The organism is Pseudomonas sp. OG7, assembly GCF_014192825.1.
In the GTDB taxonomy this organism is placed as follows: domain Bacteria; phylum Pseudomonadota; class Gammaproteobacteria; order Pseudomonadales; family Pseudomonadaceae; genus Aquipseudomonas; species Aquipseudomonas monteilii.
Window position 1 is genome coordinate 24,589 of sequence record NZ_JACHYK010000007.1, and the last position, 26,023, is coordinate 50,611.

The 26,023-nt window shown below is 62.2% G+C and carries 24 protein-coding genes and 1 pseudogene; 12 read left to right on the plus strand and 13 right to left on the minus strand.

Features of this window, described 5'->3' with window-relative positions; all coding sequences use genetic code 11:
* The first annotated feature begins 47 nt into the window (after positions 1-47).
* Positions 48-710 (plus strand): HD domain-containing protein, encoded by a 663-nt coding sequence (locus FHW75_RS17690; protein WP_183674168.1) that lies wholly within the window; start codon positions 48-50, stop codon positions 708-710.
* 452 nt (positions 711-1,162) lie between these two features.
* Here FHW75_RS17690 and FHW75_RS17695 read toward each other — a convergent pair whose 3' ends face one another.
* Positions 1,163-1,885: a FadR/GntR family transcriptional regulator gene (locus FHW75_RS17695; protein WP_016711234.1), complete on the minus strand. Its 723-nt coding sequence runs from the start codon at positions 1,883-1,885 to the stop codon at positions 1,163-1,165.
* A gap of 415 nt (positions 1,886-2,300) precedes the next feature.
* Positions 2,301-4,034 (minus strand): IlvD/Edd family dehydratase, encoded by a 1,734-nt coding sequence (locus FHW75_RS17700; protein WP_019097843.1) that lies wholly within the window; start codon positions 4,032-4,034, stop codon positions 2,301-2,303.
* A 185-nt stretch (positions 4,035-4,219) separates the two neighbouring features.
* On the opposite strand from FHW75_RS17700, the gene FHW75_RS17705 reads away from it, so the two are divergent.
* The 3 genes from FHW75_RS17705 (at position 4,220) to FHW75_RS17715 (ending at position 8,209) form a co-directional block, all read left to right on the plus strand.
* On the plus strand, positions 4,220-5,515 hold the full coding sequence (locus tag FHW75_RS17705) for an MFS transporter (protein ID WP_019097842.1): 1,296 nt from the start codon (positions 4,220-4,222) through the stop codon (positions 5,513-5,515).
* 40 nt (positions 5,516-5,555) lie between these two features.
* Positions 5,556-6,545, plus strand: coding sequence for an AraD1 family protein (gene araD1, locus FHW75_RS17710; protein ID WP_016711231.1), 990 nt, complete (start codon positions 5,556-5,558; stop codon positions 6,543-6,545).
* 89 nt (positions 6,546-6,634) lie between these two features.
* Positions 6,635-8,209 carry an aldehyde dehydrogenase (NADP(+)) gene (locus FHW75_RS17715; protein ID WP_019097840.1) on the plus strand — a complete coding sequence of 525 codons (1,575 nt, stop codon included), beginning with the start codon at positions 6,635-6,637 and terminating at the stop codon, positions 8,207-8,209.
* Positions 8,210-8,267: 58 nt separating this feature from the next.
* Here the strand turns inward: FHW75_RS17715 and FHW75_RS17720 are convergent.
* Both FHW75_RS17720 and FHW75_RS17725 read right to left on the minus strand, forming a co-directional pair.
* Positions 8,268-8,615: pseudogene (locus tag FHW75_RS17720) on the minus strand (NUDIX domain-containing protein); the annotation flags it as partial.
* Between the two features lie 121 nt (positions 8,616-8,736).
* A complete protein-coding gene (locus FHW75_RS17725; protein ID WP_019097838.1) occupies positions 8,737-8,880 on the minus strand; it encodes a hypothetical protein in 144 nt (47 codons plus the stop codon).
* A gap of 117 nt (positions 8,881-8,997) precedes the next feature.
* Between FHW75_RS17725 and FHW75_RS17730 the strand changes: the two genes are divergently transcribed.
* Positions 8,998-11,121 carry a PAS domain-containing sensor histidine kinase gene (locus FHW75_RS17730; RefSeq protein WP_025752745.1) on the plus strand — a complete coding sequence of 708 codons (2,124 nt, stop codon included), beginning with the start codon at positions 8,998-9,000 and terminating at the stop codon, positions 11,119-11,121.
* 8 nt (positions 11,122-11,129) lie between these two features.
* Here FHW75_RS17730 and FHW75_RS17735 read toward each other — a convergent pair whose 3' ends face one another.
* Positions 11,130-12,512 (minus strand): PLP-dependent aminotransferase family protein, encoded by a 1,383-nt coding sequence (locus tag FHW75_RS17735; protein WP_084296744.1) that lies wholly within the window; start codon positions 12,510-12,512, stop codon positions 11,130-11,132.
* A gap of 121 nt (positions 12,513-12,633) precedes the next feature.
* Between FHW75_RS17735 and FHW75_RS17740 the strand changes: the two genes are divergently transcribed.
* Entirely contained in the window at positions 12,634-13,503 is an 870-nt protein-coding gene (locus tag FHW75_RS17740; RefSeq protein ID WP_025752743.1) for a DMT family transporter, read from the plus strand.
* 66 nt (positions 13,504-13,569) lie between these two features.
* Here FHW75_RS17740 and FHW75_RS17745 read toward each other — a convergent pair whose 3' ends face one another.
* The gene (locus tag FHW75_RS17745; protein WP_025752742.1) at positions 13,570-14,607 is read right to left on the minus strand and encodes a sensor domain-containing diguanylate cyclase; all 1,038 of its coding nucleotides are present in this window, start codon (positions 14,605-14,607) and stop codon (positions 13,570-13,572) included.
* 212 nt (positions 14,608-14,819) lie between these two features.
* On the opposite strand from FHW75_RS17745, the gene glsB reads away from it, so the two are divergent.
* Both glsB and FHW75_RS17755 read left to right on the plus strand, forming a co-directional pair.
* Positions 14,820-15,728, plus strand: coding sequence for a glutaminase B (gene glsB / locus FHW75_RS17750; protein ID WP_025752741.1), 909 nt, complete (start codon positions 14,820-14,822; stop codon positions 15,726-15,728).
* A gap of 142 nt (positions 15,729-15,870) precedes the next feature.
* Entirely contained in the window at positions 15,871-16,326 is a 456-nt protein-coding gene (locus FHW75_RS17755) for an anti-virulence regulator CigR family protein (RefSeq protein ID WP_019097834.1), read from the plus strand.
* A 29-nt stretch (positions 16,327-16,355) separates the two neighbouring features.
* On the opposite strand, the gene FHW75_RS17760 is transcribed toward FHW75_RS17755, so the two are convergent.
* The 5 genes from FHW75_RS17760 to FHW75_RS17780 form a co-directional block, all read right to left on the minus strand.
* Positions 16,356-17,120 carry a hypothetical protein gene (locus FHW75_RS17760; protein WP_019097833.1) on the minus strand — a complete coding sequence of 255 codons (765 nt, stop codon included), beginning with the start codon at positions 17,118-17,120 and terminating at the stop codon, positions 16,356-16,358.
* A 64-nt stretch (positions 17,121-17,184) separates the two neighbouring features.
* On the minus strand, positions 17,185-18,462 hold the full coding sequence (locus FHW75_RS17765) for a bifunctional O-acetylhomoserine aminocarboxypropyltransferase/cysteine synthase (protein WP_019097832.1): 1,278 nt from the start codon (positions 18,460-18,462) through the stop codon (positions 17,185-17,187).
* A 284-nt stretch (positions 18,463-18,746) separates the two neighbouring features.
* Complete coding sequence (locus tag FHW75_RS17770) at positions 18,747-19,517, minus strand: SDR family NAD(P)-dependent oxidoreductase (RefSeq protein ID WP_183674170.1); 771 nt, start codon at positions 19,515-19,517, stop codon at positions 18,747-18,749.
* A 120-nt stretch (positions 19,518-19,637) separates the two neighbouring features.
* A complete protein-coding gene (locus tag FHW75_RS17775; protein ID WP_019097830.1) occupies positions 19,638-20,669 on the minus strand; it encodes a 5'-nucleotidase in 1,032 nt (343 codons plus the stop codon).
* A gap of 58 nt (positions 20,670-20,727) precedes the next feature.
* Positions 20,728-20,973: a hypothetical protein gene (locus tag FHW75_RS17780; RefSeq protein WP_019097829.1), complete on the minus strand. Its 246-nt coding sequence runs from the start codon at positions 20,971-20,973 to the stop codon at positions 20,728-20,730.
* Between the two features lie 409 nt (positions 20,974-21,382).
* Between FHW75_RS17780 and FHW75_RS17785 the strand changes: the two genes are divergently transcribed.
* Entirely contained in the window at positions 21,383-21,868 is a 486-nt protein-coding gene (locus FHW75_RS17785) for a hypothetical protein (protein WP_019097828.1), read from the plus strand.
* A gap of 6 nt (positions 21,869-21,874) precedes the next feature.
* Here the strand turns inward: FHW75_RS17785 and FHW75_RS17790 are convergent, their stop codons facing one another.
* Complete coding sequence (locus tag FHW75_RS17790) at positions 21,875-22,786, minus strand: LysR family transcriptional regulator (protein WP_016711216.1); 912 nt, start codon at positions 22,784-22,786, stop codon at positions 21,875-21,877.
* 94 nt (positions 22,787-22,880) lie between these two features.
* Here FHW75_RS17790 and FHW75_RS17795 point away from each other — a divergent pair, with 94 nt between their 5' ends.
* Complete coding sequence (locus tag FHW75_RS17795; RefSeq protein WP_019097827.1) at positions 22,881-24,050, plus strand: MFS transporter; 1,170 nt, start codon at positions 22,881-22,883, stop codon at positions 24,048-24,050.
* 52 nt (positions 24,051-24,102) lie between these two features.
* Here the strand turns inward: FHW75_RS17795 and FHW75_RS17800 are convergent, their stop codons facing one another.
* On the minus strand, positions 24,103-24,726 hold the full coding sequence (locus FHW75_RS17800) for a glutathione S-transferase family protein (RefSeq protein ID WP_060497248.1): 624 nt from the start codon (positions 24,724-24,726) through the stop codon (positions 24,103-24,105).
* Between the two features lie 198 nt (positions 24,727-24,924).
* On the opposite strand from FHW75_RS17800, the gene FHW75_RS17805 reads away from it, so the two are divergent.
* The gene (locus FHW75_RS17805; RefSeq protein WP_019097825.1) at positions 24,925-25,221 is read left to right on the plus strand and encodes a DUF3077 domain-containing protein; all 297 of its coding nucleotides are present in this window, start codon (positions 24,925-24,927) and stop codon (positions 25,219-25,221) included.
* Between the two features lie 77 nt (positions 25,222-25,298).
* The gene (locus tag FHW75_RS17810; RefSeq protein WP_016711212.1) at positions 25,299-26,021 is read left to right on the plus strand and encodes a hypothetical protein; all 723 of its coding nucleotides are present in this window, start codon (positions 25,299-25,301) and stop codon (positions 26,019-26,021) included.
* Positions 26,022-26,023 lie beyond the last annotated feature (2 nt).

The window sequence follows — 26,023 nt, forward strand, 5'->3', positions numbered from 1 at the left end:
GGTAGTGTCAATTTGATGCCTCACGATGATAGTGGAACGTACCCACGATGACTAACGAAGCTTTTGCCCCTTTCCAGCATTTGGCTGCTGACTTACTGAAGCATTTACCCGCTGACCACCCAGACGGCTCCCACGACCTGTCCCACATCTATCGCGTGTGGGTCAACGCGCAACGGATACAGCATGTAGAAGGCGGCGACCTGGAAGTGCTGCTTGCAGCGGTTCTGCTGCATGACTGTGTCGCAGTAGAAAAGAACTCGCCCTTGCGCGGGCAGGCGTCAACGCTGTCGGCACAGAAGGCGACGTCAATCCTGGCTGATATGGGATGGCCCACGCAGCGAATCGAGCAGGTAGCGCATGCAATCAAAACCCACAGCTACTCGGCAGGCATCGAACCACTCACCCTTGAGGCCAGAATTCTCCAGGACAGTGATCGCCTGGACGCCATCGGTGCAGTGGGTATCGCTCGGTGCTTTTACGTATCCGGGGGCATGGGCTCGGCGCTGTACGATTTCGAGAGCCCCGCTGCACTGGGTCGGGAATATCAGGACACGACTTATGCGATCGAGCACTTCCATACCAAGCTGCTCAAGCTTGCTTCAGGCTTTAAAACCTGTGAAGGCGCTCGCCTTGCGGCTAAGCGGCATGCGCGGGTTGAGGCGTATCTTGCGGACTTCATGGAGGAGGTCGGAACTGGGGGATATGGCTAGACGTGCGTGAGTTCCTGTGGATTTTGATGTGCCTCTGGAACGTGCTTGCTCCACGGCCTTGTAGACGGCGTCATGGTTTTCCAGAAAGGCCATTTCCTTCAGTTTTATCTTGAGCGACGAGATTTTCTTCACTGAGCTCACAAAATCTTGAGATCTGACGATTACGCCGACTTTTTCTTCAGTTTCCAGAGGGCTTTCGGGGATTGATCAGTGGCCTGCATGCGCCTGCCTTGAGTCGTGTGGGGCTGCTGACATCTAGCGCCGCCCTCACGGCGCTTCGCGGGGCAAACTCGCTCCCACATTTGTTGTAACGTGCCGAACATGACAGGCCTCGAAACTGACCCGCGCCGGAAGTCTTCGTGCAGAAGATTGCCTGCTACAAGGACCGCCAGCGCCCATCGATCCATCCCACGCGTGGGGAGCCGCCGATCCCGTGGGCTACAGGTTGAATTTCAACTCGTAGGGTCTTGCCCCAACACCTTGCTCAACGCCACGCGTGCATCTTCAAGCTGTACCAGCGATGCATGCCGCGCCCCGAGCGCGTCGCCGTTCTGGATAGCCGTAAGAATCGCCTTGTGCCGGGGCAGGGCGAGCTGATCAAAGTTCGGCCGCTGGTTGGAATAGCGCACCGATTCGCGCAGGGCCATCGACAGCATGTTGCACAGGTAGGCCAGCAAGTCGTTGTGGGTGGCGTCGGCGATGCGGGCGTGGAAGTCCAGGTCGGGTTGCAGGCGCTCTTCATGGGTTCGCGCGGCTTCCATGCGCTGGTAGGCCTCGCCGATCGACTCGACATCCTCGGCAGTGGCGTTGGTGGCGGCCAGTGCGGCGGCGGCGGGTTCGATGACCCAGCGTACGCTGGACAAGGTGTTGAAGAAGTCTTTCTGCGGGGTGGCCTGCATCAGCCAGTGCAGCACGTCGGGGTCGAGCATGTGCCAGTCATGGCGGGGCCGCACCAGGGTGCCGACACGCGGGCGGGCTTCGACCAGGCCCTTGGCGGTAAGGGCGCGCATCGCTTCGCGAAACACCGGCCGGCTGATCGCATAGCTTTCGCACAGGCTGGCTTCGGAGGGCAGCTTTTGCCCAGGTGCGAGTTGGCCGGATACGATTTGCAGGCCGAGGTCCTGGACCAGGGTGGCATGCATGCTTTTGCGCGTGGTGGGCTGGCGGTAGTTCATGGGGGCGCGGGTGGTCCTTCGGGCGGGGTGGGCATCATAGCATTAGTGGGTGAGGGGCGGCCCTGTGTTCGGGGGGGCGCTGTTTTGAGATGTTTGGGCGGCAGGTGGTTCGACGTGGCATGTGCAGCGCCGATGAGATCGAGCGCCGCCCGCGCGGCGCATCGCGAGCTGCGCTCGCTCCTACGTTTGTTTCGGGCCAGTAACGCCTGTGACAGGCGCGCGCGACCGCCTTGTTTGTACGACGTGATATCGAGCCATGCGCCAAGGCGTACGCGCGCAAATCCCACAGGAATAATTGGCCCGAAACAAACGTAGGAGCGAGCGCAGCTCGCGATGCGCCGCGCGGGCGGCGCTCGATCTCACAGGCGCAAAGTATCCACAGCCAAACCCTTTGAAGCCCCCACCACCCTCAGCCTCAGTGCGAATGCTTGGGCACTGCCGCGCCACGGCAACCGACCAGGAAGTCGAAGTCGCACCCTTCATCCGCCTGCATCACGTGGTCCAGGTACAACTTCGCATAACCGCCGCTGATCAACTGCGGCGGGGCTTGCAGGTCGGCCAGGCGGCCGGCCAGTTCCTCGGCGCAAATGTCCAGGTGCAGCCGGCCTTCCTTGCAATCCAGCTCGATCCAGTCACCTTCGCGTACCGCTGCCAATGGCCCGCCTGCCGCCGCCTCGGGCGCCACGTGCAGCACCACGGTGCCGTAGGCGGTGCCGCTCATGCGGGCGTCGGAAATACGCACCATGTCGGTCACGCCCTGGGCCAGCAGCTTGGCGGGCAAGCCCATGTTGCCGACCTCGGCCATGCCCGGGTAGCCCTTGGGCCCACAGTACTTCATCACCAGCACCGAGTTGGCGTCCACCTCCAGCTCAGGGTCGTTGATGCGTGCCTTGTAGTCCTCGAAGTTTTCAAACACTACGGCGCGGCCACGGTGCTGCATCAGTGCCGGTGTTGCCGCCGATGGCTTGAGTACCGCGCCCTTGGGCGCCAGGTTGCCGCGCAGGATGCAGATGCCGCCATCGGCCACCAGCGGTTTGTCGATCGGGCGGATGACTTCTTCGTCATACAGCGGCGCGGCCTGGCAGTTGTCCCACAGGCTCTTGCCATTGGCGGTCAGCGCGGTTGGGTTGGGCAGCAGGCCGTGTTCGCCCAGGCGACGGATGACCGCCGGCAGGCCGCCAGCGTAGTAGAACTCTTCCATCAGGAAGCGGCCCGAGGGCTGCAGGTCGACCAAGGTCGGGGTGCCACGGCCGACGCGGGTCCAGTCTTCCAGTTGCAGGTCTACGCCAATGCGCCCGGCAATCGCCTTCAGGTGGATCACGGCGTTGGTCGAACCACCAATGGCGGCGTTGACGCGGATGGCGTTCTCAAAAGCTTCGCGGGTGAGGATCTTCGAGAGGCGCAGGTCTTCGCGGACCATGTCGACAATGCGCATGCCCGACAGGTGGGCGAGTACATAGCGCCGTGAATCCACCGCCGGGATGGCGGCGTTGTGCGGCAGCGAAGTGCCCAGCGCCTCGGCCATGCAGGCCATGGTCGACGCGGTGCCCATGGTGTTGCAGGTGCCCGCCGAGCGCGACATGCCGGCCTCGGCCGAGAGGAACTCGTTGAGGTCGATCTGGCCGGCTTTATAGGCCTCGTGCATCTGCCAGACGATGGTGCCGGCGCCAATGTCCTTGCCTTTGTGCTTGCCGTTGAGCATCGGCCCACCGGTGACCACGATCGCTGGCACGTCGCAGCTCGCAGCGCCCATCAGCAGCGCCGGGGTGGTCTTGTCGCAGCCGGTCAGCAGCACCACGGCGTCTACCGGGTTGCCGCGAATCGCTTCTTCCACATCCATGCTCGCCAGGTTGCGGGTGAGCATGGCAGTGGGGCGCAGGTTGGACTCGCCGCTGGAGAACACCGGGAACTCCACCGGGAAGCCGCCAGCCTCCAGCACGCCCTTTTTTACGTGCTCGGCAATCTTGCGGAAGTGGGCGTTGCACGGGGTCAGCTCCGACCAGGTGTTGCAGATGCCAATGATCGGCTTGCCCTGGAATTCGTGGTCCGGGATGCCCTGGTTCTTCATCCAGCTGCGGTACATGAAGCCGTTCTTGTCGGCGGTACCAAACCATTGGGCAGAGCGCAGGGGGTGTTGTTTATCAGACATGGCGGGACACCTAATTAGTATTACTATTTGTCGTTATATGGCTGACTCTACCGGCTAAAAAGGCATTTGTGAAGGCTTGTTGTTCTAAATAGTAATACTATATGATCGTTTCGCCAGGTTAGAGGTCTGCCATAAAGCCCCGGCCAGGTGCTGTGCCCATTACAAGAACAATTGGAGACATCGCCATGATTCAGGAGCAGCGGCTCGTCCGCCTGATCACACTGAAACTCATCCCTTTTCTGGTTCTGCTTTACCTGGTGGCCTATGTCGATCGCTCGGCGGTGGGCTTTGCCAAGCTGCACATGGGCGCCGACATCGGCCTGGGTGACGCTGCCTATGGCCTTGGCGCCGGGCTGTTCTTCATCGGTTATTTTCTGTTCGAGGTGCCCAGCAATCTGTTGCTTGACCGCTTTGGCGCACGTCGGTGGTTCGCCCGCATCCTGGTAACCTGGGGCGCGATCACCGTTGGCATGGCGTTTGTCACCGGGCCTAACGGCTTCTACGTGATGCGCTTCTTGCTGGGGGCGGCCGAGGCGGGCTTCTTCCCTGGCGTGCTGTACTACATCACCCAGTGGTACCCGGTGCGCCACCGCGGCAAGATCCTGGGCTTCTTCATCCTCTCGCAGCCACTGGCCATGCTGGTCACCGGGCCGTTGTCCGGCGCGCTGTTGGGGCTTGAGGGCATCTACGGCCTGCATGGCTGGCAGTGGCTGTTCATCTGCATCGGCACGCCGGCGGTGTTGTTGGCATGGCCCACACTGCGCCTGCTACCGGACGGGCCTGCCAAGGTGCGCTGGCTCAGCGACGAGCAACGCAACTGGCTGCAGGAGCAGTTGGCCAACGACCTGCGCGAGTTCGGCCAGACCCGTCATGGCAATCCGCTGCATGCCCTGAAAGATGGCCGGGTGCTGTTGCTGGCGCTGTTCTACTTGCCAATGACCCTGAGCATTTATGGCCTGGGCCTGTGGCTGCCCACGCTGATCCACCAGTTTGGCGGCAGTGACCTGGTCACCGGTTTTGTCTCGGCGGTGCCTTACCTGTTCGGCATCATCGGCCTGTTGATCGTGCCACGCAGCTCCGACCGCCTGAACGATCGCTACGGCCACCTTGGCCTGCTGTACGCACTGGGTGCCATCGGCCTGTTCTTCAGCGCCTGGCTGACCATGCCTGTGCTGCAGTTGGCCGCGCTGTGCCTGGTGGCGTTCGCGCTGTTCTCCTGCACGGCCATCTTCTGGACGCTGCCGGGGCGGTTCTTCTCCGGTGCCAGCGCGGCGGCGGGCATCGCCTTGATCAACTCGATCGGCAACCTCGGCGGCTACCTTGGCCCGTTCGGCATCGGCGCGCTCAAGGAATACACCGGGCAGCTGTCGTCGGGCCTGTATTTCCTGGCGCTGGTGATGCTGTGCGGGGTGTTGCTCACGGGCGTGGTCTACAACCGCCTGGAGCGCCGCCAGCGCCTGGCTTCCACGCGGGCGGCCTAGGCCTCCCGCTAATCCTTGCAACCGATAAGCGAGCACAAGCATGCGACTGATTCAATTCGAAACCGCTGGCGGCCAGCGCCGTGTGGGCGTGGTGGAAGGCGAGTACGCCCTTGAAGTATTGGGCGCCAACAGCACACGTGAACTGGCGTTGCAGGCCATTGCCGCCGGCCGTGACCTGGCCAGCGAAGTACAGGCCGCAGGCCTGGGCGAGCGCCACGACTACTTGGCCCTGTTGGCCGAAGGCCGTGTGTTGCCACCGCTGGACCATCCGGACCCGGCTCACTGCCTGGTGACCGGTACCGGGCTTACCCATCTGGGCAGCGCGGCCACGCGCGACAAGATGCACCAGCAGCAAGCCGAAGGTGCCGTGACCGACAGTATGCGCATGTTCCAGTGGGGCCTGGAGGGCGGGCGACCGCCAGCGGGTGAAGAGGGGGCGCAGCCGGAGTGGTTCTACAAAGGCGATGGCGGCATCGTCGTGCGCCCCGGCGCCGACCTGCCGCTGCCGGCCTTTGCCGAAGATGCGGGCGAGGAGCCAGAGCTGGTCGGGCTGTACCTGATCGGTGCCGACGGCACGCCTTACCGCCTCGGCTACGCCCTGGGCAACGAGTTCTCCGACCATGTCATGGAACGGCGCAATTACCTGTACCTGGCGCACTCCAAGCTGCGCGCCTGCAGCTTCGGCCCAGAGCTGCGCCTGGGTGCTTTACCGGCCCATCTGGAAGGCACCAGCCGCATCTTGCGAGATGGCCAGGAACTGTGGAGCAAGCCGTTTCTTTCGGGCGAGCAGAACATGTGCCACAGCTTCGAGAACCTTGAGTTCCATCATTTCAAGTACGCCCAGTTCCTGCGTGCTGGCGATATCCATGTGCACTATTTCGGCACCGCCACGCTGTCGTTTGCCGACGGCATCCAGGCCCGCCCGGGCGATACCTTCGAGGTCAGCCTTGACGCCTTTGGCCAGCCGCTGCGCAACGGCATTGCAGCAGCGTCCGGGCAGGTTCGCCCGGGCCTGGTGAAAAGCCTTTGAACGAGTCGCCGGTCAGTCAATGAAGCTGGGATCGCTGACCGACTGCCATGCGCCCTTGCGCCCTCTTTCTTTTGTTACAGGAGTCAACCATGTCTGGAAGCAACTTCATTGGCGGCCAGCGCAGTGCTGCCGGCAGTGTGCGCCTGCACAGCCTCGATGCGCGCACCGGCGAAGCATTGCCTATAGCCTTTGCCCAGGCCACCCCTGAGGAAGTGGCTGCCGCGGCACAGGCCGCCGAAGCGGCATTTGCCGAGTACAACGCCTTGGTGCCAGAGCGCCGCGCGCAGTTTCTTGATGCCATTGCCGAGCAGCTGGATGCGCTGGACGATACCTTCGTCGCCACCGTGTGCCGCGAGACCGCGTTGCCGGCTGGGCGCATTCAGGGCGAGCGTGGCCGTACCAGCAACCAGATGCGCCTGTTCGCCAAGGTGCTGCGCCGTGGCGACTACCTGGGGGCGCGCATTGATCGCGCGCAGCCACAGCGCCAACCGCTGCCACGCCCTGACCTGCGCCAGTACCGTACCGGTGTTGGTCCGGTGGCCGTGTTCGGCGCCAGCAACTTCCCACTGGCTTTCTCCACCGCCGGCGGTGACACCGCAGCAGCGCTGGCTGCCGGCTGCCCGGTCGTGGTCAAGGCGCACAGCGGCCATATGGCCACTGCCGAGCGGGTAGCCGAGGCCGTCGAGCGTGCAGCGGTAGCCACCGGCATGCCAGCTGGTGTGTTCAACATGATCTACGGTGCCGGTGTCGGCGAAGCGCTGGTACGCCACCCGGCGATCCAGGCCGTGGGCTTTACCGGTTCGCTCAAGGGCGGCCGTGCCCTGTGCGACCTGGCGGCGGCGCGCCCGCAACCGATCCCGGTGTTCGCTGAAATGAGCAGCATCAACCCGGTGCTGGTGTTGCCCGCGGCGTTGCAGGCCCGTGGCGAGCAGGTGGCCAAGGAACTGGCCGCCTCGGTGGTGCTGGGTTGCGGGCAGTTCTGCACCAACCCCGGGCTGGTCATCGGCATCGCTGGCGAAGCGTTCAGCGCCTTCGTTGCGGTACTGGGCGCGCAACTGGCAGACCAGCCCGCGCAGACCATGCTCAATGCCGGTACCTTGCGCAGTTATGCCAGCGGTGTGCAGCGCCTGCACCAGCACCCGGGCGTACGCCACCTGGCCGGCGCCGAACAGGCCGGCGACCAGGCCCACGCCCAGCTGTTCCAGGCCGATGTGAGCCTGCTGCTCAACGGCGATGCGTTGCTTCAGGAGGAGGTATTCGGGCCTGCCACGGTGGTGGTCGAAGTGGCCGACGAAGCCGAACTGCGTCGCGCTCTGCAAGCCCTGCACGGGCAACTGACCGCCACCCTCATTGCCGAGCCGGAAGACTTCCAGCGCTTTGCTGCGCTGGTGCCGGTTCTGCAGCGCAAGGCGGGGCGCCTGTTGGTCAACGGCTACCCGACCGGTGTCGAAGTTTGCGATGCGATGGTACATGGCGGGCCTTACCCAGCCACTTCCGATGCCCGCGGTACCTCGGTCGGCACCCTGGCCATCGACCGGTTCCTGCGCCCGGTGTGCTACCAGGACTACCCGGACGCGCTGCTGCCCGATGCCCTGAAAAACGCTAACCCGCTAGGCCTGCAGCGGTTGGTAGACGGTCAACACAGCCGTGAGGCGCTTGCCTGACGCAGGTGCTATCGCGGTATACCTGCCGGGCCCAGCCCGGCGGGGGGCGACCGATGAATCACCCTTTGACAGCGATGAAACCTTCACGCCGGAGCAGCTCGAGGTTGCTCGGTTTTACCTGGAGTTGCGACACCTCCTGAATCAGGAACCAGCGACACTCCACTGTCTCGTGTGATGGCTGGGGAACCCGGGACGAGGGTACAGCCATCCGGTACACCCAGTGCTCTGCTGCTTGAAGCACGTGATGGCCCAGAAACTGGGCATCGCTAAGCGGCAAGCAGGTTTCTTCCTGCAGCTTACGGCGTGCGGCTTCAAGCTGGGTTTCCCAAGGGTCGATGTTGCCGCCGGGCAGCGACCATTCCAGTGCCTCTTTGCGTACAAGCAAGACCTTGCCGGCCTGGTCGCATGTTCACCTTCACAGCAAAAGGAAATTGGGGATGAAGGCGAATACTCCACTGTTCACCGGCCTGGCATTTCGCTGAACGGCCCGCGTCCTTGGCGCGGGCCTTTTGCGTGTGCCCCAAGGCTCAGCCGTCGGACTGCTCTTCCGGCGGTACCTGGCCGTCTGGCCAATCAGGGGCCTCCTGCTCCGGTTCAGGCTTGGGTATCGGTTCGCCAGGGTTGTGTGGCACCTCGTCAACGTACGGGTCGGGATGTTTGGGGTCGATCATGATCTGGCTCCTCGCAAATGGGCTGCAAAGCATTAGGCCGTGTGACCGGGCAGGCTGTTCAATTCGGTTTCTGTCGTCCGTGAGACTATGATGTGGAGCAAGCCACAGAGGTGAGTCATGGATAAAGATGGGATCGACCCGCTGGGCCCACTGCCAGCAGCAGGTGTGCGGTCTGCGAACGAGGTTGTTACGGAACATTCGTCCGAACAACTGCGTCTGGTGCTGGACGCCGCTGCGGTCGTGGGTACGTGGGTCTGGGATATTCCGAACGACCGGGTAACGGCAGACGAACGTTTCTCCCGGTCCTTCGGCATTCCTGCTCAAAAGTGTGAAGCGGGCATTCCAATCGCCGAAGCCTTCAACTCGATCTACCCGGGTGATCGTGAGCGCGTTTCCCGGGATATCCATGAAGCGATTTCTCGAGGTGGTACGTTCCGTTGTGAATATCGCGTCCGTAACGAAGCCGGGCTGTATCACTGGATCGAGGCCAACGGGCATGCCGAGCTGGATGCCGAAGGGCAGGCCATACGCTTCCCTGGCGTGCTCATGGACATCGAGTCGCGAAGGGCAGCTGAGGCTGAGCGAGACCGCGTATCGGCGTTGTTGCGTACCTTTACTGCCGCAGTGCCTGGGGTTGTGTATGCAAAAGACCTGGAAGGCAGGATGCTCATTGCCAACCATGGGGCAACGCAACTGATCGGCAAACCGCCAGAATTCTACCTGGGCAAGACGGACCTCGAATTCCTCGAAGACAAGGCGCAGGCGCGCCAGGTGATGCAGACCGACCAGCAGATCATGCGTGGCGGCAAGGCTGTGCAGGTCGAGGAGCGGGTCGACATGCCGGACGGTTCTGCAACGACATGGCTCTCCGTCAAGGCCCCCTTGCTCGATGAGGCGGGAAACGTCATAGGGCTCATCGGTTCTTCCATAGACGTTACCGCAAGAAAACAGGCCGAGGCCGCGCTTTTGAACCTCAACCGCACGCTGGAAGAGCGCATCAGCGAAGCCGTGGCCCAGCGTGAGGCCGCGCAAGAGGCGCTGCGCCAATCGCAAAAAATGGAAGCGATAGGCCAGCTCACGGGCGGTATCGCACACGACTTCAATAATCTGCTGGCAGGCATCACCGGCAGCCTGGACCTGGCCAGGCTGCGGGGCAAGCAAGGGCGGCTGGCGGACGTCGAGCGCTACATTGAGGTCGCGCACCGGGCAGCGCACAAGGCGGCGGCCCTGACCCATCGGTTGCTGGCATTTTCACGCCGCCAGCCTTTGCAGGCCACCCGTATGGAGGTCAATGGCCTGATAGGCGGCCTGGAGGACCTTGTGCGGCGCACCGTCGGACCAATGATTCATCTGAAAGTCGATTTGAAAGCGCAGCTTTCCACCTGCCTGGTAGACCCGGTTCAGGTCGAGAACTCGCTGCTGAACCTCTGCATCAATGCACGGGATGCCATTGGCAATCGTGCAGGCAATATCATCATCACCACTGCAAACGAGGCCCTTGAGGCAGGCCCGGGCCTGGATGCCGAGCTGCAGCCGGGTTCGTACCTGGCCATCAGTGTGGCGGACAATGGCATGGGAATGTCGGCCGAAACACTGTCGAAAGCGTGCGAGCCGTTCTTCACTACCAAAGCGATGGGCGAAGGCACAGGGCTGGGGTTGTCGATGGTATATGGCTTTGCCAAGCAGTCGGGCGGGCAAGTCAGGATTGTTTCCGAAGAAGGGGCAGGAACCCGGGTGCAGCTTTTTCTGCCAATCGATCAAGGGCAGCCTGAAAACACCGGCCCGGCAGAGACCCACCCCGATTTTTCACCCCAATGGTCTGACCGCAATGTGCTGATTGTGGATGACGAGCCCTCTGTGCGTTTGTTTGTCAGTGAAGTGCTCAGTGGTTTGGGGTGCACGGTTATCGAGGCTGCTGATAGCCAGGCCGGGCTGCAACTGCTGGCTTCTGACACTCGCATCGATTTGCTGGTGACTGATATCGGCCTGCCGGGAGGGCTCGACGGCCGGGAGATGGCGAAATTCGGGCGACAAACGCGTGTAGCGTTACCGGTCATTTTCATGACCGGTTACGCCAGCCCTTCAGTGTTTGAGGATGAGGTATTGCGCAACGCATCGGCCGTGTTGATCAAGCCATTCGCGATGGAGGAGTTGATCGCCAACGTTCACGCGATGTTTGGCGCTCGGATCAATCTGGGCAGGCCTTCGGTAACGGATGACCGAGGTAGCGAGATGGTTTGATCGGGCCACTAGGCACCCAGTGCCCGTTTCAACACGTCATAGATTCTGGCGTCCCCCGACTGCGCAACGTTGAACCGCAGAAAATCCCCCGCAGTCATGGACTGGCTAAAGGCATTCCCGGGCGCCAGCACCACCCCTTCATTCAGGCAAGCCTTGGCCAGCGTTGCTGCATCCTTGCCTTGCGGCAGCTGGCACCAGGCGTACAGGCCAGCCTGGGGTATGATCCAGGGCTTGATACCAAGCGCCTGAAGCCTGGCTACTGTTTTGTCCATTTGCTCGGCCAACCGAACGCGCACGCTCTCCATGTGCTTTCGGTACCCGCTATCGGTAATCGCGTGGTGGATGATGTCGGCCGCCAGGCGCCCACCGCCGAAGGTGGTCGCAATCTTGAGGTCGACCAGGCCCTCGATCCATTCACCGCGCGCAGCAATGTAGCCGCAGCGGATTGAAGCGGAAATGGTTTTGGAAAAGCTGCCGATCTGGATGACACGTGAGAAGCCATCGAACGCAGACAGGCGTGGCGCGGGTGTATGTTCGAAGTCGCCGAAAATGTCGTCCTCGACAATCACCAGGTTGGAGGTGTCGGCCAGCTTCAGCAGCCTGTGTGCCGTGACCGGCGACAGGGTGGCCCCGGTCGGGTTGTGGATGCCGGAATTTGTGATGTACAACCGGGGCGCATGCGCGAGCAGGGCAGCGCCGAATGCATCGATGTCCGGGCCGGTCGGTGTGTAGGGCACGCCTACAACCTCCACCCGATGTGCCTTCAGCAATGCGTGAAAGTTGAAATAGCAGGGGTCGTCAACCAGCACCGTGTCGCCTGGTTCCAGCAGAAAACGGCAAATCAGGTCGATGGCGTGGGTGCCGGACTCGGTGAGCATGATCTGTTCAGGCGGGGCTTCGACCCCGATGCCTGCCAGCCGCCGCGACAGGAACTGCCGGAGCGGTGGATAGCCAAGCGGTGAAGCGTACTCCGTCAGTTTTGACGCGTCAGAGCGGGCAACCATGCGAAGCGCTTTACGCACACCCGCTTCGTACATCCAGGAAGGCGGTAGCCACCCGCAACCGGGTTTCAACGCATCGAGGGAGGTTTCAAGCGACTGGCGCGAGATCCACAGCGGGTCGACGACACGATCCAGTTTGGGGCCAAGTTCGGTCAGCGCCAATGGCGCCACTGGGCCCGCGACGTAAAAGCCGGAGCCGGGGCGAGCGCTGAGTACACCCTCGGCCATTAACCGTTCATAGGCCTCAAGCACGGTAGAAACCGACACCTGCATGGTCTGGGCCATGGCGCGGACGGATGGAATTCTTGCGCCGGGGGTGTAGGTGCGAGAGGCGATCCTGGACTGGATCTCGGCCATGACCGTTCGAATTCGCGTGCCGCTGCGTTTCATCGCGCCCTCAACTGTGCTGGATTAATATGCATAACAGTTCGGTTTAACTGTATTGGATTGTACATGGCCTGGGTGAGCCCGTCAGTGATGTACTGACGCCTGGCTTATCGAGGAATGAACGATGGAAAGATCAACAAGCGGGTGGATCAATGGCTTCATAGGCGTCGCCATTTTTGCGGGCTCGTTGCCGGCAACCCGCGTGGCCGTGGCGGACTTTGAACCGACGTTTCTGACCTGTGCCAGGGCCACCATTGCCGCCTTGTTGGGTGCGCTGTTCTTGATCGTGCTGCGCCAGCCTCGGCCGAAGCGGGGTGATTTGGCGTCATTGGCGGTAACAGCGCTGGGCGTTGTCATCGGATTCCCGATGCTGACGGCACTGGCGCTCCAGCATGTCACCTCTGCCCATTCCATTGTTTTCGTCGGGCTGCTGCCGCTGTGTACCGCTGGGTTTGCCGTTTTGCGGGGCGGTGAGCGGCCTCGGCCGTTGTTCTGGCTGTTCTCGTTCATGGGGGCCGGGCTGGTCGCGGGCTATGCGTTGATGAATGGCGGCGAAGGGTCGTTGGTGGGCGACCTGCTGATGACGGCAGCGGTGGTGGTGTGTGGCTTGGGGTATGCAGAAGGGGCGCGGCTGTCGCGCACATTGGGCGGGTGGCAGGTGATCAGTTGGGCATTGCTGGTGGCGTTGCCGTTCATGCTGCTGCTGACGGTCGTTAATTTTCCGGCACCTGATGCCTTTGCCAAGGTAAGTGCGCCGGCGTGGTTCAGCTTTGGCTACGTTTCGCTGTTCAGCATGCTGATTGGCTTTGTGTTCTGGTACCGGGGGCTTGTCCAGGGGGGCATTGCGGCTGTGGGGCAGCTGCAACTGTTTCAGCCGTTCATGGGGCTTGGGCTGGCGGCGTTGCTGCTGCACGAGCAGGTCAGCTGGTTGATGCTGGTGGTGACGCTGGGGGCTGTGATCTGCGTGGCCGGGGCCAGGAAGTACGCCCAATAAGTGATTACGCCTGGGGCGTTGCAAGCAGGGCGAGCATACCGCCACACAGCCCGGACCGTGCTCGTCTCAACAAGGCGGCGCTACATAAACAACCCGATCACGCCCGTTCTGTTTGGCGGTATAGAGCCCCTTATCGGCGCGCTCCAGTGCGTCATCCAGCGTTTCACCTTTGGCAAACAGGGTGCACCCTATGCTCAGGCTTACCTTCAATTGACCACTGGGCATCTGCATCGCCCCTGCACCCACCTGTTCCCGAATGCGCTCAGCAATCCGCTGGAGCTCTTCGCTGTCCTTGACCTGCAAAATCGCGACGAACTCCTCACCCCCATGGCGCACGAGCAGGTCTTCGGGGCGCAGTGCAGCGCGCAGGCGGCGGGCAGTTTCGCACAGCACCTTGTCACCACCGCCATGGCCGTGCTTGTCGTTGATGGCTTTGAAATGATCGAGGTCGGCATAAACCGCCCCCAACTGTAAGCCGTTCACCTCGGCCAAGCGCCGTTCATGTGCTTCAAACGCGGACAACGCGCCGCGGTTCCAGAGTTGTGTCAAAGGGTCGAGCAGGGCTTTGCGCTGCTCGCGATCCATTTCAAGGCGCAGGTCGCGGTTCACCTGTGCCAGGGTGCGCAGCTGCAGATATCCCTCGGCAAGCGTGGCCAGGTCCCTGAAGTTCGCTTGTTGTGCCTCGCTGAGCACGCGTGGCTGGGGGTCGAACATGCACAGCGTACCGATGGCTTTGCCGTTGCCGGCGCGCAACGGGTGGCCGGCGTAAAAGCGGATATAGGGCGCGTTGAGCACGAGCGGATTGTCGACGAATCGCGTATCGCACGTGGCATCGGGGACCATCAACGTATCGTCACCGAGAATGGCGTAGCCGCAGAATGAAACACTGCGCGTCGTCTCACTTGCCTCAAGCCCTATCCGGGCCTTGAACCACTGCCGGTCCTGGTCGATGAGGCTGATAAGCACGGTGTCCACATGGGCCAGGTCCTGGGTGAGCCGTACCAAGGTATCGAGGTAATGCTCGGCGGGTGTATCGACCAGGTTCATGTCATCGAGCGTGCGCTGGCGAAGCACTTCGTCAGCGGGTAGGGGGCAAGCTGGCATCGTTGGTCCTCCATTCCTTGGTTAGCGGCCACTGCACCTGGCGGTTGCACGTTCTGTGCATCGGCGAACCAAGCACAGCATAGGTTAGGGCATCGAGCCATAGGCCACAGGGTAAAGCGGCATTTCTTGCCGGATGTGTGATTTCTTCCGCTCGACCTTCGTCAAGAAGGCTACCCCTTAGCCGTCGTCAGGGGACTGAAACAGGGCTTTCCATGCAAACGCTGTTGAATGAGATTCTTGAAGAAGTACGTCCCTTGATCGGCAAGGGCAAAGTGGCGGACTACATTCCTGCGCTGGCCGATGTGCCGGCGAACCAGTTGGGCATCGCAGTCTACGGCAATGATGGCAGCTATCACTGCGCGGGCGACGCCCTAGTGCCATTTTCGGTGCAGAGTATTTCCAAGGTGTTCAGCCTGGTTCAGGCGATCGGGCACTCCGGTGAAGCCATTTGGCAGCGGCTTGGCCATGAGCCGTCGGGGCAGCCGTTCAACTCGCTGGTACAGCTGGAGTTCGAGCGCGGTCGCCCGCGCAACCCCTTTATCAATGCGGGTGCGTTGGTGATCTGTGATATCAACCAGTCGCGCTTTGCAGCACCCACGTTGTCGATGCGCGATTTCGTACGACGGCTCTCGGGCAACCCCCACATCTCGATCGATGCCCGTGTTGCAGATTCTGAATATCAATTCCGCGCGCGCAACGCGGCCATGGCTTACCTGATGCAGTCCTTTGGCAACTTCCATAACGAGGTGGAAGCTGTGCTGCGCAGTTACTTCAGTTACTGCGCGCTGCAAATGAACTGCCTGGATCTGGCCCGGGCGTTCTGCTTTTTGGCCAACGATGGATTCTGCAAGCACAGCGGTGAGCAGATTCTGACCCGACGCCAGACGCAACAGGTGAACTCGATCATGGCCACCAGCGGACTGTATGACGAAGCAGGGAATTTCGCCTATCGGGTGGGGTTGCCTGGCAAGAGTGGCGTGGGGGGCGGGATTGTGGCGATCGTGCCGGGGCAATTCACGGTGTGCGTGTGGTCGCCGGAGTTGAATGCGGCGGGCAACTCCCTCGCCGGGATGGCGGCGCTGGAGTTGCTGAGTTCGCGGATTGGCTGGTCGGTGTTTTGATCAGTGGGCGGATGCGCAGGGCAACCCCGTAGCCATGCGTGACGAGGCCCGGTTGTGCGGAGTTCGATGTGGGCGAGCAGTGCCGGTTAGCGCTGTTCACCGTCTATAGTTTGGGCAACGCTCATTTGCGAAGGATGCTCCCATGGCCAAAACATCACACCTGACAGCCCTGCTGACTGCGTTGGCAGTGGCATTTGCCGCTGGCCCGACCTTTGCCGACCCAGGTAACGGCAAAGGGCAGGGGCACGGCAAGGCACAGCATGCTCAAGGCCAGGGCAATGCAGGTAGCCACAAGCAGGGGAAGGGCGGCAACGATTGGCATGGTGGCCCGTCCATCGACCGCGGCGATGTGCTGGCTATTCTTGGCGGTCACCGCAGTTACTGGAGCCCAGGGCCTGCATTGCCGCCCGGCATTCAGAAGAACCTGGCGCGTGGCAAGCCACTACCGCCAGGCATCGCCAAGAAGCTGGATGGTCGCCTGCTGGGGCAGTTGCCTCACTACGATGGCTACGAGTGGATGCAGGCGGGTGCGGACCTGATACTTGTCGCTGCGGCAACCGGGATTATTTACGAAGTGTTGAACGGGGCGTTCGACTGAGCAGTGCTGAGCCACCCCGCGCAGGCTAGTCAGCGCCGCCGCAATACCGTGGCCAGCCCAACGGTCAGCGCCACGGCGCAGAGCATGGCCAGGCTGATGGCGACGGTAACGCCCCACGTGTCGAGCAATGCTGCCAGCACCAGGTAAAACGCAATTACGCCCACCGCCCCAATCGCATTGCCCCGCACCATGGCCGCCATGCCGGCCCGGCCATTCTGCACATGGGCGAACACCACCAGCGGCCAGGCAATCACTGGAATCGGCGCCAGCATCCCGCTGGTTGCCGGGCCCAGCCAGCTGGCCAGGCGGGTGGTGATCATCAGCAGGGACGTGGCAGCTACCATTCGCAGTGGGATCTCCCAGTACCGGTGCCGGGGGCGGGCCAGGGTATCGGGTTTGGGCTCGTGACCGCTGGCGCGTATCAGCACGCCGATCAGCACCAGCGCCACGGCAATCGACAGGTACAGGTTGCCCCAGTGAGTAAACGCATAGGCAGCCAGCCCGTAAAACAGCAAAGCCAGCGGCACGGCCTGGGCGAGGCCGAGACTGCGTGTGGCCAACAGGTAAATCATATAGGTGGCTTGCACCGCCGCCAGGCCGCCCAGCGCGCCGGGCAATGCGCCCAAGGCGAAGGCTGTGCCCTGTTCCAGGCACAGGAAGGTCATCACCAGCGCGGAGGTGATCGGGAGGCCGGACAGCAGCCCACCCAGCAGGCCGCCCCAGCGCCGCGAGGCAAGGGAAATGGCCCACATCAGCAGGGGCGTGACAATCAGCTTCAGGTAGAACAGGGTCATTGCGGGGGTGTCCAGGCTCGGTAAAGGTGCGCCCGCCGTCAGCATTGGGTGGGGCGCGGATGAATCAGGTGCGGCTGGCCTCCAGGGCCTGGGCGAGGTCGGCGATGATGTCGTCACTGTGCTCGATGCCGATCGACAAACGTACCATGTCCCGTGGCACGCCGGCCCTTTCCAGCTCTTCATCGTTGAGCTGGCGGTGGGTGGTGGAGGCGGGGTGGCAGGCCAGCGACTTGGCGTCGCCGATGTTCACCAGGCGCACCACCAGTTGCAGCGCATCGATGAAGCGTGCACCGGCCGCCTGGCCTCCCTTGATGCCAAACGACAAGATCGAGGCGGGCTTGCCACCGGTGTAACGCTGGGCCAGTTCATGCTCGGGGTGGTCCGGCAGCCCGGCATACTTCACCCAGGCCACCTGTTCGTGAGCCTGCAGGTAATGGGCGACCTTCAGCGCGTTTTCGGTGTGGCGTTCCATGCGCAGGGCCAACGTTTCCAGGCCTTGCAGGATCAGGAAGGCGTTGAACGGCGACAGCGCGGCGCCGGTGTTGCGCAACGGCACCACGCGGCAGCGGCCTATGAAGGCGGCGGGGCCGAAGGCTTCGGTATAGGTGACGCCGTGGTAGGAAGGGTCGGGGGTGTTGAGCAGGGCGAAACGCTCCTTGTTGTCCGCCCAGGGGAACTTGCCGGAGTCGATGACGATGCCGCCGATGCTGGTGCCGTGGCCGCCGATGTACTTGGTCAGCGAATGCACGACAATGTCCGCACCATGTTCGAATGGGCGGCACAGCACTGGGGTGGCCACGGTGTTGTCGACGATCAGTGGCACACCATGGCGGTGGGCGGCTTCGGCCAGTGCAGCGATATCGACGATATTGCCGGCGGGGTTGCCGATGGACTCGCAGAACACCGCCTTGGTGCGTGGGTCAATCAACGCTTCGAGGGCCGCGATGTCGTCATGGGCGGCGAAGCGGGTATGGATGCCCATGCGTGGCAGGGTATGGGCCAGCAGGTTGTAGGTACCACCGTACAGCTTGGCCACCGAGACAATATTGTCGCCGGCCTCGGCGACCGTCTGGATGGCGTAGGTGATGGCTGCCATGCCCGAGGCCACCGCCAGCGCGCCAACCCCGCCTTCGAGGGCGGCCATGCGCTGCTCCAGCACGTCGTTGGTGGGGTTCATGATGCGCGAGTAGATGTTGCCGGCCACCTTCAGGTCGAACAGGTCGGCACCGTGCTGGGTGTCGTCGAAGGCGAAGGAGGTGGTCTGGTAAATGGGTACGGCCACCGCCCGGGTGGTCGGGTCGGGGCTGAAGCCCGCATGGACGGCGAGGGTTTCCAGCTTCATGCAATCGTTCCTTGAGCGTGGGTGGAAGCGTTCGAGCATGCGGTGGTGCGAGGGCGTGGGTCAAGGGCGTCGTGCCGGCGCTCACTGGGCCTGGGCAGATTGTAAAGATAGGCAAGGATTCCCCGGGCCATCATGCCGCCGCTCTAGAATCCGCCCGCTGCCGCACCGGCCCACGGTGGGCGGCAGATCTAGCCTTGTGGAGCGTTCCAATGAAGTCGAAACACCTTTTCCGCGGAACGCACTGCCTCGGCCGGGCTGCAACAGTGCACCCGGCGCGAGTGCACTCACCACACGATCCGCTCGCCGTCCCACCCCCAAAAGCTTCCACTCTCTGCCGGCCCAAGCCGCCCCACCTGCTCGATCACGCACTGTGCGGCAAATGCCGGCTCAAACAGCCTCCCTTCCGGCACGTTCCCCTGAAACGGTCGCGACAGTTCGGTATCGGTGGTTCCCGGATGCAGTGCCAACAGGGTAGCCGCAGGGTTGACGCGTTTCAGCTCGATGCTTGCCGTGTGCAGTAGCTGATTCAGCGCCGCCTTGCTCGCACGATAGCTGTACCAGCCACCCAGTCGGTTGTCGCCGATCGAGCCAACCCTGGCCGACAGCGCTGCAAAGGTTGCGGGCTGTTTGCGCAGCAATGGCAGCAGGTGCTTGAGCAACAGGATGGGGGCGAACGCATTGGTGGCGAAGCTGGCCTGCAAACTGGCGAGGTCCAATTGGCCCAGCGACTTCTCGGCTTTGGCCCCCTCCTGGTGGAGGAGGCCGAGTGTGCTGATCACCAGATGAAGGTGCGTGCAGGCAATGCCCACCTCGCTTGCAAGCGCGGTAAGTGCCAGCTCGTCGCGCGCATCGTAGTCCAGGAGTACCACGCGTTCGCCATGTGCCTGGGCAAGTGCAAGCAGCCCGTCAGCGGCGCTGGCGTGCCGCGCCACGGCCCAGACCCGGCTTACATCGTCGCGGGCCAGCAATGCCGTGCACAGCGCCAGGCCTATGCCTCGGCTTGCACCGCAGACCAACACACTGGCTTTGCCGGCCAGTCCGGGGATCAAAGCCATTGAGCGCGCTTCGTGAGACACTTTTGATCACCCTTGCAGGTTCGTTTCACAGTCCTGCTACTGGAGTTCTGCCTTTCCGGGTCCGAGGTTGTGACGGCTGCGTAGCGCAGCACAGCTAGTCTACGTTGCCGGCAAAATAGTGGCTACTGGCGCATCTTGCGCTGAGTGTTCAGCTTGCACAGTTTCAGCAGGTGCCGTGATTGTGTGAGAAAGCTTCGGCGTCGCGTGCCTGTTGGCCACCCCGAATGGCACATGCACCATTGGCAGATTCCCGGCAGGCGATTGCAAGTGAGTGCGCTGGTCGTCAAAGAACACATGCGGCTTGAGGATCGACAGCACCCTGGGCTTTTCCATCCCGCCTAGAAAGAAGCATTCATCCGGCGACACGCCCCAATCCTTCAAGGTCGTCACCACACGCTCATGCGAGGGGGCGTTGCGTGCCGTGACGATGGCGATGCGCAGAATCCGCTTGTAGTTCGGGTCTTCTGCCAGCTTGCGATCCTCCAGCATGCGAATCAGTGAAAGTTTGCGGTACAAGTCTGCCAAGGGCCCTGGCGAGTGCGGGGTGCCTTTGTGTACGCGCTCATGTTCCTGAAAGTCGTTCAGGTTGTCGTTGCGCTTGTACACGCTCTCTGCCTCGTCATCGGCAATCACGCCATCGAAGTCGAAGGCCACCCGTAGCTCGGTATCTATTTCATCGTCGTAGATGCGTGTTGGCAGCACCCGCCCAGCCGGGTAGTTGGCGTCGATGGCCTTTTGCACATCTTCCTCGTTGGCACTGAGGAACAGCGAGGCATTGAACGCCGGGATGTATTCATAGGGCGAGCGGCCCGACATGAACGCCGCGCGGGTAATGTCCAGCTGGTAGTGGCTTATCGAGCGAAACACCCGCAGGCCGGTTGCCGGCGAGTTGCGTGAGAGCAGCACCACTTCCACTGGCAATTGGTCGGGGAAGGCCTGGTTGATGCTCAGGAAGCGGCGAATGAACGGGAACGCCACTCCCCGGGGAAACGGTTCGTCCAGGTTGTCTTCCTGGTGCTGACGGTAGGCCTCGACCCCTTGGGTCTTGTAGATGTCGTCCGAGACAGTGAGGTCGAACAGCGCACTTGAGGCAACGCCGATGACCAGTTTCTGTTCAATGGGGTAAGGCATGAAGCTGCTCCTGCAAGTGGCCTGGGGCAAGTGTACGCGTACGCTGTGTGTAAAGCCCTCAGGCCTGCGGCGTCAGCCCGAGCAGCACTTGAATCTGGTACTGCAACTGGCTCACATGTTCGCGCTCTGCGCGCAGGGCCGCGTGCAACGTACTGTTCTCCTGTTTGTGAAGGCGGGCGGTTTGCTCCAGCTCACGGTCGCTCTGCAGCAAGTTCCACATCTCGCCTTGGCGGACGGATTGCAGGCATACAAGCAGCAGGGTGATCCCGCAGACACACAACAGGGAGATTTCCAGCGCTTCCATTTAATGTTTCCTTGGGACGTGGCAACAAGCCGGTAAGCGAGACGATATGTCTATTATGAATACATGTCGATATTGGTGACTTGTACAGGTAAAGGAATGGTGCAGGTTCCGCGGGGCTTGTTGGGTGCGGCAGCCTGCAGAATCAAGGCAATCTGATGTCACGTTATGGATGCAGCACCATTCTGCCAAGGCTTTGCCTGCAATCGGCCTGTTGTTGGCAGAAGAAGGGCAGTTTTGCCCAAATATGGCTGGTTAGTTGACATATACAGGAGGCTTTACGTGGCTTCGAGCAAGCCGGTCAGGCTTCCTAGATGCTGACCAACCACTCAAATGCGCGACGCATCAGTGGATCCGGTGATGCCATTTTGATAGCTTGCCGCCCATTACCGCTGTATCCGGACAGGAATTGATGAACCAGCCACACGAACACAGCACTTTGACCCCGCTCGCGAAGCCGACGGTGGACAAGGTGATCGAAAGCACCGCTCAGGCAGACACTTCGCCTCAGCAGGCCGCTGAGCAAGGCACGTTGCAGGCCAGTATCGATGCACTGAACCAGAAGCTTGTGGCCAGTACCCTGGCCCGGGTGCAGAAGGAAGGGGTTATCCGCAAGCGCCTTGAACAGCACCAGCAGCAACTGGCAGAAGGCAACCTGGCCAGGGAGGGCCTGTCGAACACGGTGACCACGGCGCTGAAGAAGCTCGCACAGGCGACAAACACCCAGGCAGACCGCGTGGACAGCGTGGAGGCGCGGTTGGCCAGCCTGGCCGAACGCCAGTGTGAGTGCGAGAGCCAGCGAGCGAACGGTTGGCCAGCGTACCTGGAGCGTCATGCGGTGTCGTTGGTGGCCTTGGCTGTGGCGGTGTTCACGCTGGGGCTGCACGTGCTTGGTTAATGCCCGCTACAGGGGCCTGCGCACGCTGCACGACAGCTGCTCTACCAGAAAGTCCACAAACACCCGCACCCGCGCCGGCATCGCAGAGCCGCCAACGAACACCGCATGAATCGGCTCGCGATCGTCAGGGTTGTACGCCTCCAGCAGCGGTACCAGCTGCCCGCTGGCCAGGTCATCGACCACGGTGAAGGTACCGATGCGCGCTATGCCAGCCCCCAGCCTGGCCAGTTGCGCCAGGGCTTCACCGCTGCTGCATTCGATATTGCCGGTCACCTTCAGTGAAAACACTTCGCCATTGCGGCGAAACGGCCAGTCGGGCGCGGCGCGGCGAAAGTTGAAGCGCAGGCAGTTGTGCCGGGCCAGGTCCTCAGGCACCAATGGGGTACCGCAGCGTTGCAGGTACTCGGGCGAGGCGACCACTACCTGGCCGGTTTCGCCAATGGCACGCGCACTCAACGAGCTGTCTGGCAGGTGACCGAAGCGCAGCGCCACGTCGGTCTGGCCGCCGAGAATGTCGGCAACCTCGTCGCTGAGGGTCAGGTCGACCAGCACTTGAGGATAACGCGCGCTGAACGCTGCCAGCAGCGGCACCACGGTCAGGCGGCCATGGCCAAGCGCCGCGCTGACCCGCAAACGTCCGCGTGGCACGCCTTGGTCGGTGATGGCGTCCTCTAGCTCCAGCATGTCGGCCAGCACCCGCCGCGCACCGCGCAGGTAGGCCTCACCCTCGGGGGTGAGGGTGATCGCCCGGGTGGTGCGCAGCAGCAGGCGCGTGCCCAGGCGCTGTTCGGTGCGGGCGAGGATGCGGCTGACAGCAGAAGGTGTCAGGCCCAGTGCCCGGGCGGCGGCGGACAGGCTGCCTTCTTGCGCCACCCTGGCAAAAATCTCCATCTCTCCGGATCTTCCACTGAAGTCCATTTGTGTCTCGCAGGCAAAGGTGATTCGCAAAAACGCAGTCTAGTGCGGTTTTTAAACACTTTGTAGCATTTGCGGCATAGATAAGGAGCTTGCCATGCGTATCAATCCACCTCTGGTCGCACTCGCCATCGGTGCCTTCGGCATCGGTGTCACCGAGTTCGCCCCCATGGGCATGTTGCCCAGTATCGCCACCGACCTTGGCGTTTCCATTCCTGCTGCAGGGCTGTTGGTCAGCGCCTATGCCATCGGTGTGCTGATTGGCGCGCCGCTGATGACCCTGGCCACGGTGAAGATCCCGCGACGTTACCTGTTGATCGGGCTGATGGCCATTTTCACCTTGGGCAACCTGATGTCCGCGCTGGCCAGTGACTACGCCAGCCTGCTGGTGGCCCGGGTGGTCACTTCGTTGAACCACGGCGCATTTTTCGGCATCGGCTCGATCGTTGCGGCCAGTGTGGTGCCGCCCGAAAAGCGCGCTGGTGCCGTGGCGGCGATGTTCATGGGCTTGACCCTGGCCACCATCGGAGGGGTGCCGCTGGCGACCTGGTTTGGTGAAATGCTGGGCTGGCGCACAGCGTTCTGGGGTATTGCCGGGCTTGGCCTGGTGGCGATGACCACGCTCTGGTATGCGCTGCCCAATGTTGCATTGCCCAAGGGTGATGGGGCCATGGCAGAAATCCGCGTGTTGGGCCGCGGCCCGGTATTGGCGGCCTTGCTGCTGACCGTGGTGGGTTCCAGTGCAATGTTTACTGTGTTCACCTACATCGCGCCAATCCTGCAGAACGAGGCGGCGGCGTCTACCACCTTCGTGACAGTCATGCTGGTGCTGTTCGGGGTGGGCCTGACCTTGGGGAATATGTGGGGTGGCAAGGCGGCGGACCGTTCGATCGATCGCACCCTGATCCTGTCGTTGGCGGTGCTGATTGCGGTGCTGCTGGTGTTTCCGCTGGTTCTGGCCTGGCCACTGCCGACGGCTTTGGCGGTGCTGGTCTGGGGGGCCGCCAGCTTTGCCCTGGTGCCGCCGTTGCAGATGCGGGTGATGGAAGCGGCCAAGGATGCGCCCAACCTGGCGTCGGCGGTGAACATTGGTGCGTTCAACCTGGGCAATGCGATTGGCGCGGCGCTCGGTGGCGCGGTGATCAATGCAGGGTTGGGTTACCCGGCGATTGCCCTGGCAGGCGCGGCGATGGCGGCGTTGGGGCTGGTGATGGTGCTGCTGTTTGCCTGGCGTGGTCGGATGGTGGCGGGCCAGGTTGCGGTGTAACAAGCCTGTATCGCCGGGGCTGCACGCAGCCCCGGCGTCTTCCTTTTTGCTGTCAGGGCGTGCCGTTGCGACCATGCAGGTGATAGGCCGGGCGCTCGCTCAGGCGTTCGTAGTAATCACGTACGGCCGGCAAGTGCGGGTGCTCGAACGGTGTTTCGAACCAGCGGTTGACCGACAGGCCGATAGGAATGTCGGCCAGGGTGAACTGGCTGCCGGCCACATAGGCACCGGTGCTGGCCAGCTGGCGGTCAAGGATGTGCATGTAACGCGACCACTCGGCGCAGCCGGCGGCGAGTGCCTGTGGGTCCTGGTGGGCGGGCGAATGCCTGACCAGCGACATGAATGCATAGCTCCAGGAGCGGTTCAGGTCCGAGGCCTGCCAGTCGATCCACTGGTCGATCCTGGCCCGTGCCTGCGCCTCGCTCGGGTAGAACGCAGTGGCACCGTAGCGGTTGGCCAGGTAGCGGATGATGCTGTTGGACTCCCACAGCGTAAAGTCGCCATCCTGGATCACCGGGATCATGGCGTTGGGGTTAAGCGCAAGGAACTCGGCACGGTCGGTAGGCTGGAAGCCCGAGCCCCAGTCTTCACGCTCGAACGCGACTTCGAACTCGGCACAGGCCCACAGGACTTTCCGCACGTTGATGGAAGAGGCTCGGCCCAGTATCCGTAGCATGGTATTCGTCCTTGTAGAGGGGGAGTTGATCGTCCGCCACTGCCCACGGGCTGGTCAAGGGGCAGATCAGTGACTGAGCGCCCCTTTAGCCGGTTCTTGTAGTCCATTTCCGAAAGTAACCCTTTCCACCCCATTGGTCATTGTGGTCGCGCCGGTAGCCCCCTAGTCTCGGCACGCTCGTAACCCCGAGGAATGGACATGGACAACGACACGCCCCAAAACAGCAGCAAGCTCAATGTCGTGTGCGCGGCAAGCCGGTTTGGCAATGCCGAACTGGTGCAAATGAAACCTCAGCTGCCATTGCGCACCGCACTGATGGAAGCTTCCAGCATCATGGGTTGCATCACCGAAATCACCCGCAAGGCCATCGACAGGCCAGGTGATCGCAAAGCGATGATGCAAGCCACGTTCTATCTGGCAGGCATGGCCAAGGCACTGATCGATGGCCAGTTGCTGCAGATGCGTCAGGCGCGCGAAGGCGAAGGTGACGCCTAGCCAGGCTTGCCTGGGGGCCACGAACTTGGCAACCTTGAGCGGTTTGAAACGCGTATCACCACAGAAGGAAGCATGCATTGAGCTGGGACAAGGTGGGGAAGCTTCTCGTCGCCGTGCTGATTGGCCTGATGGTCCTGTTGGCCGCCTACGCGCTGCTCAGGGGCAACCCGCGCCTGGAGGCGTCACTGACCTATGCTTACCTCACTTACCCCAGCCAGTTCAGCGAGCGTATCAGCAAGGCCAGCGAACAGCTCAAGTACGAGCAGTTGCAGGGGCGTATCAACAGCATCGACCAAGGCGGGCTGAGCCATGATCAGGTCGAGCGGCTGATCGAAATGGCCCAGGCACCTTATGCCCAGCTGTTCGCCAAACCGTTCGAGGCCGGGCTGGTCGATCACCGTACGGGGTTGCTCATCGAGTTGCTCAACAGTGGAGACGCTCAGGTACGTCAGGTGCGCATTCGCTTGCCAGCCAAAGGGCTGGTGCAAGTGCGCGATGCTGCCGGTAACGACACGCTGCTGGAAAACGCCACCGCGCAGGTAGATATCCCGGCCATCGAACCTGGTGGCACCTGCAAGGTATGGGTGTATTTCGACGCCGACTTTTCGCAGATCCGCCAAGGCGGGGTCAGCATCAGCCACGCCGACGGTGTAGCCAATGTACAGGTGTACCACGAGGTCATCGGTTTCCCTGCCACGGTGGCCCGCTACAGCCGTGAGCTGATGGTGTTGCTGGGGGTGTTGGGGCTCAGTGTGTTGGGCCTTGGGTATGCCTGCCTCTCGCGACGTCGCGCGGTTTGACT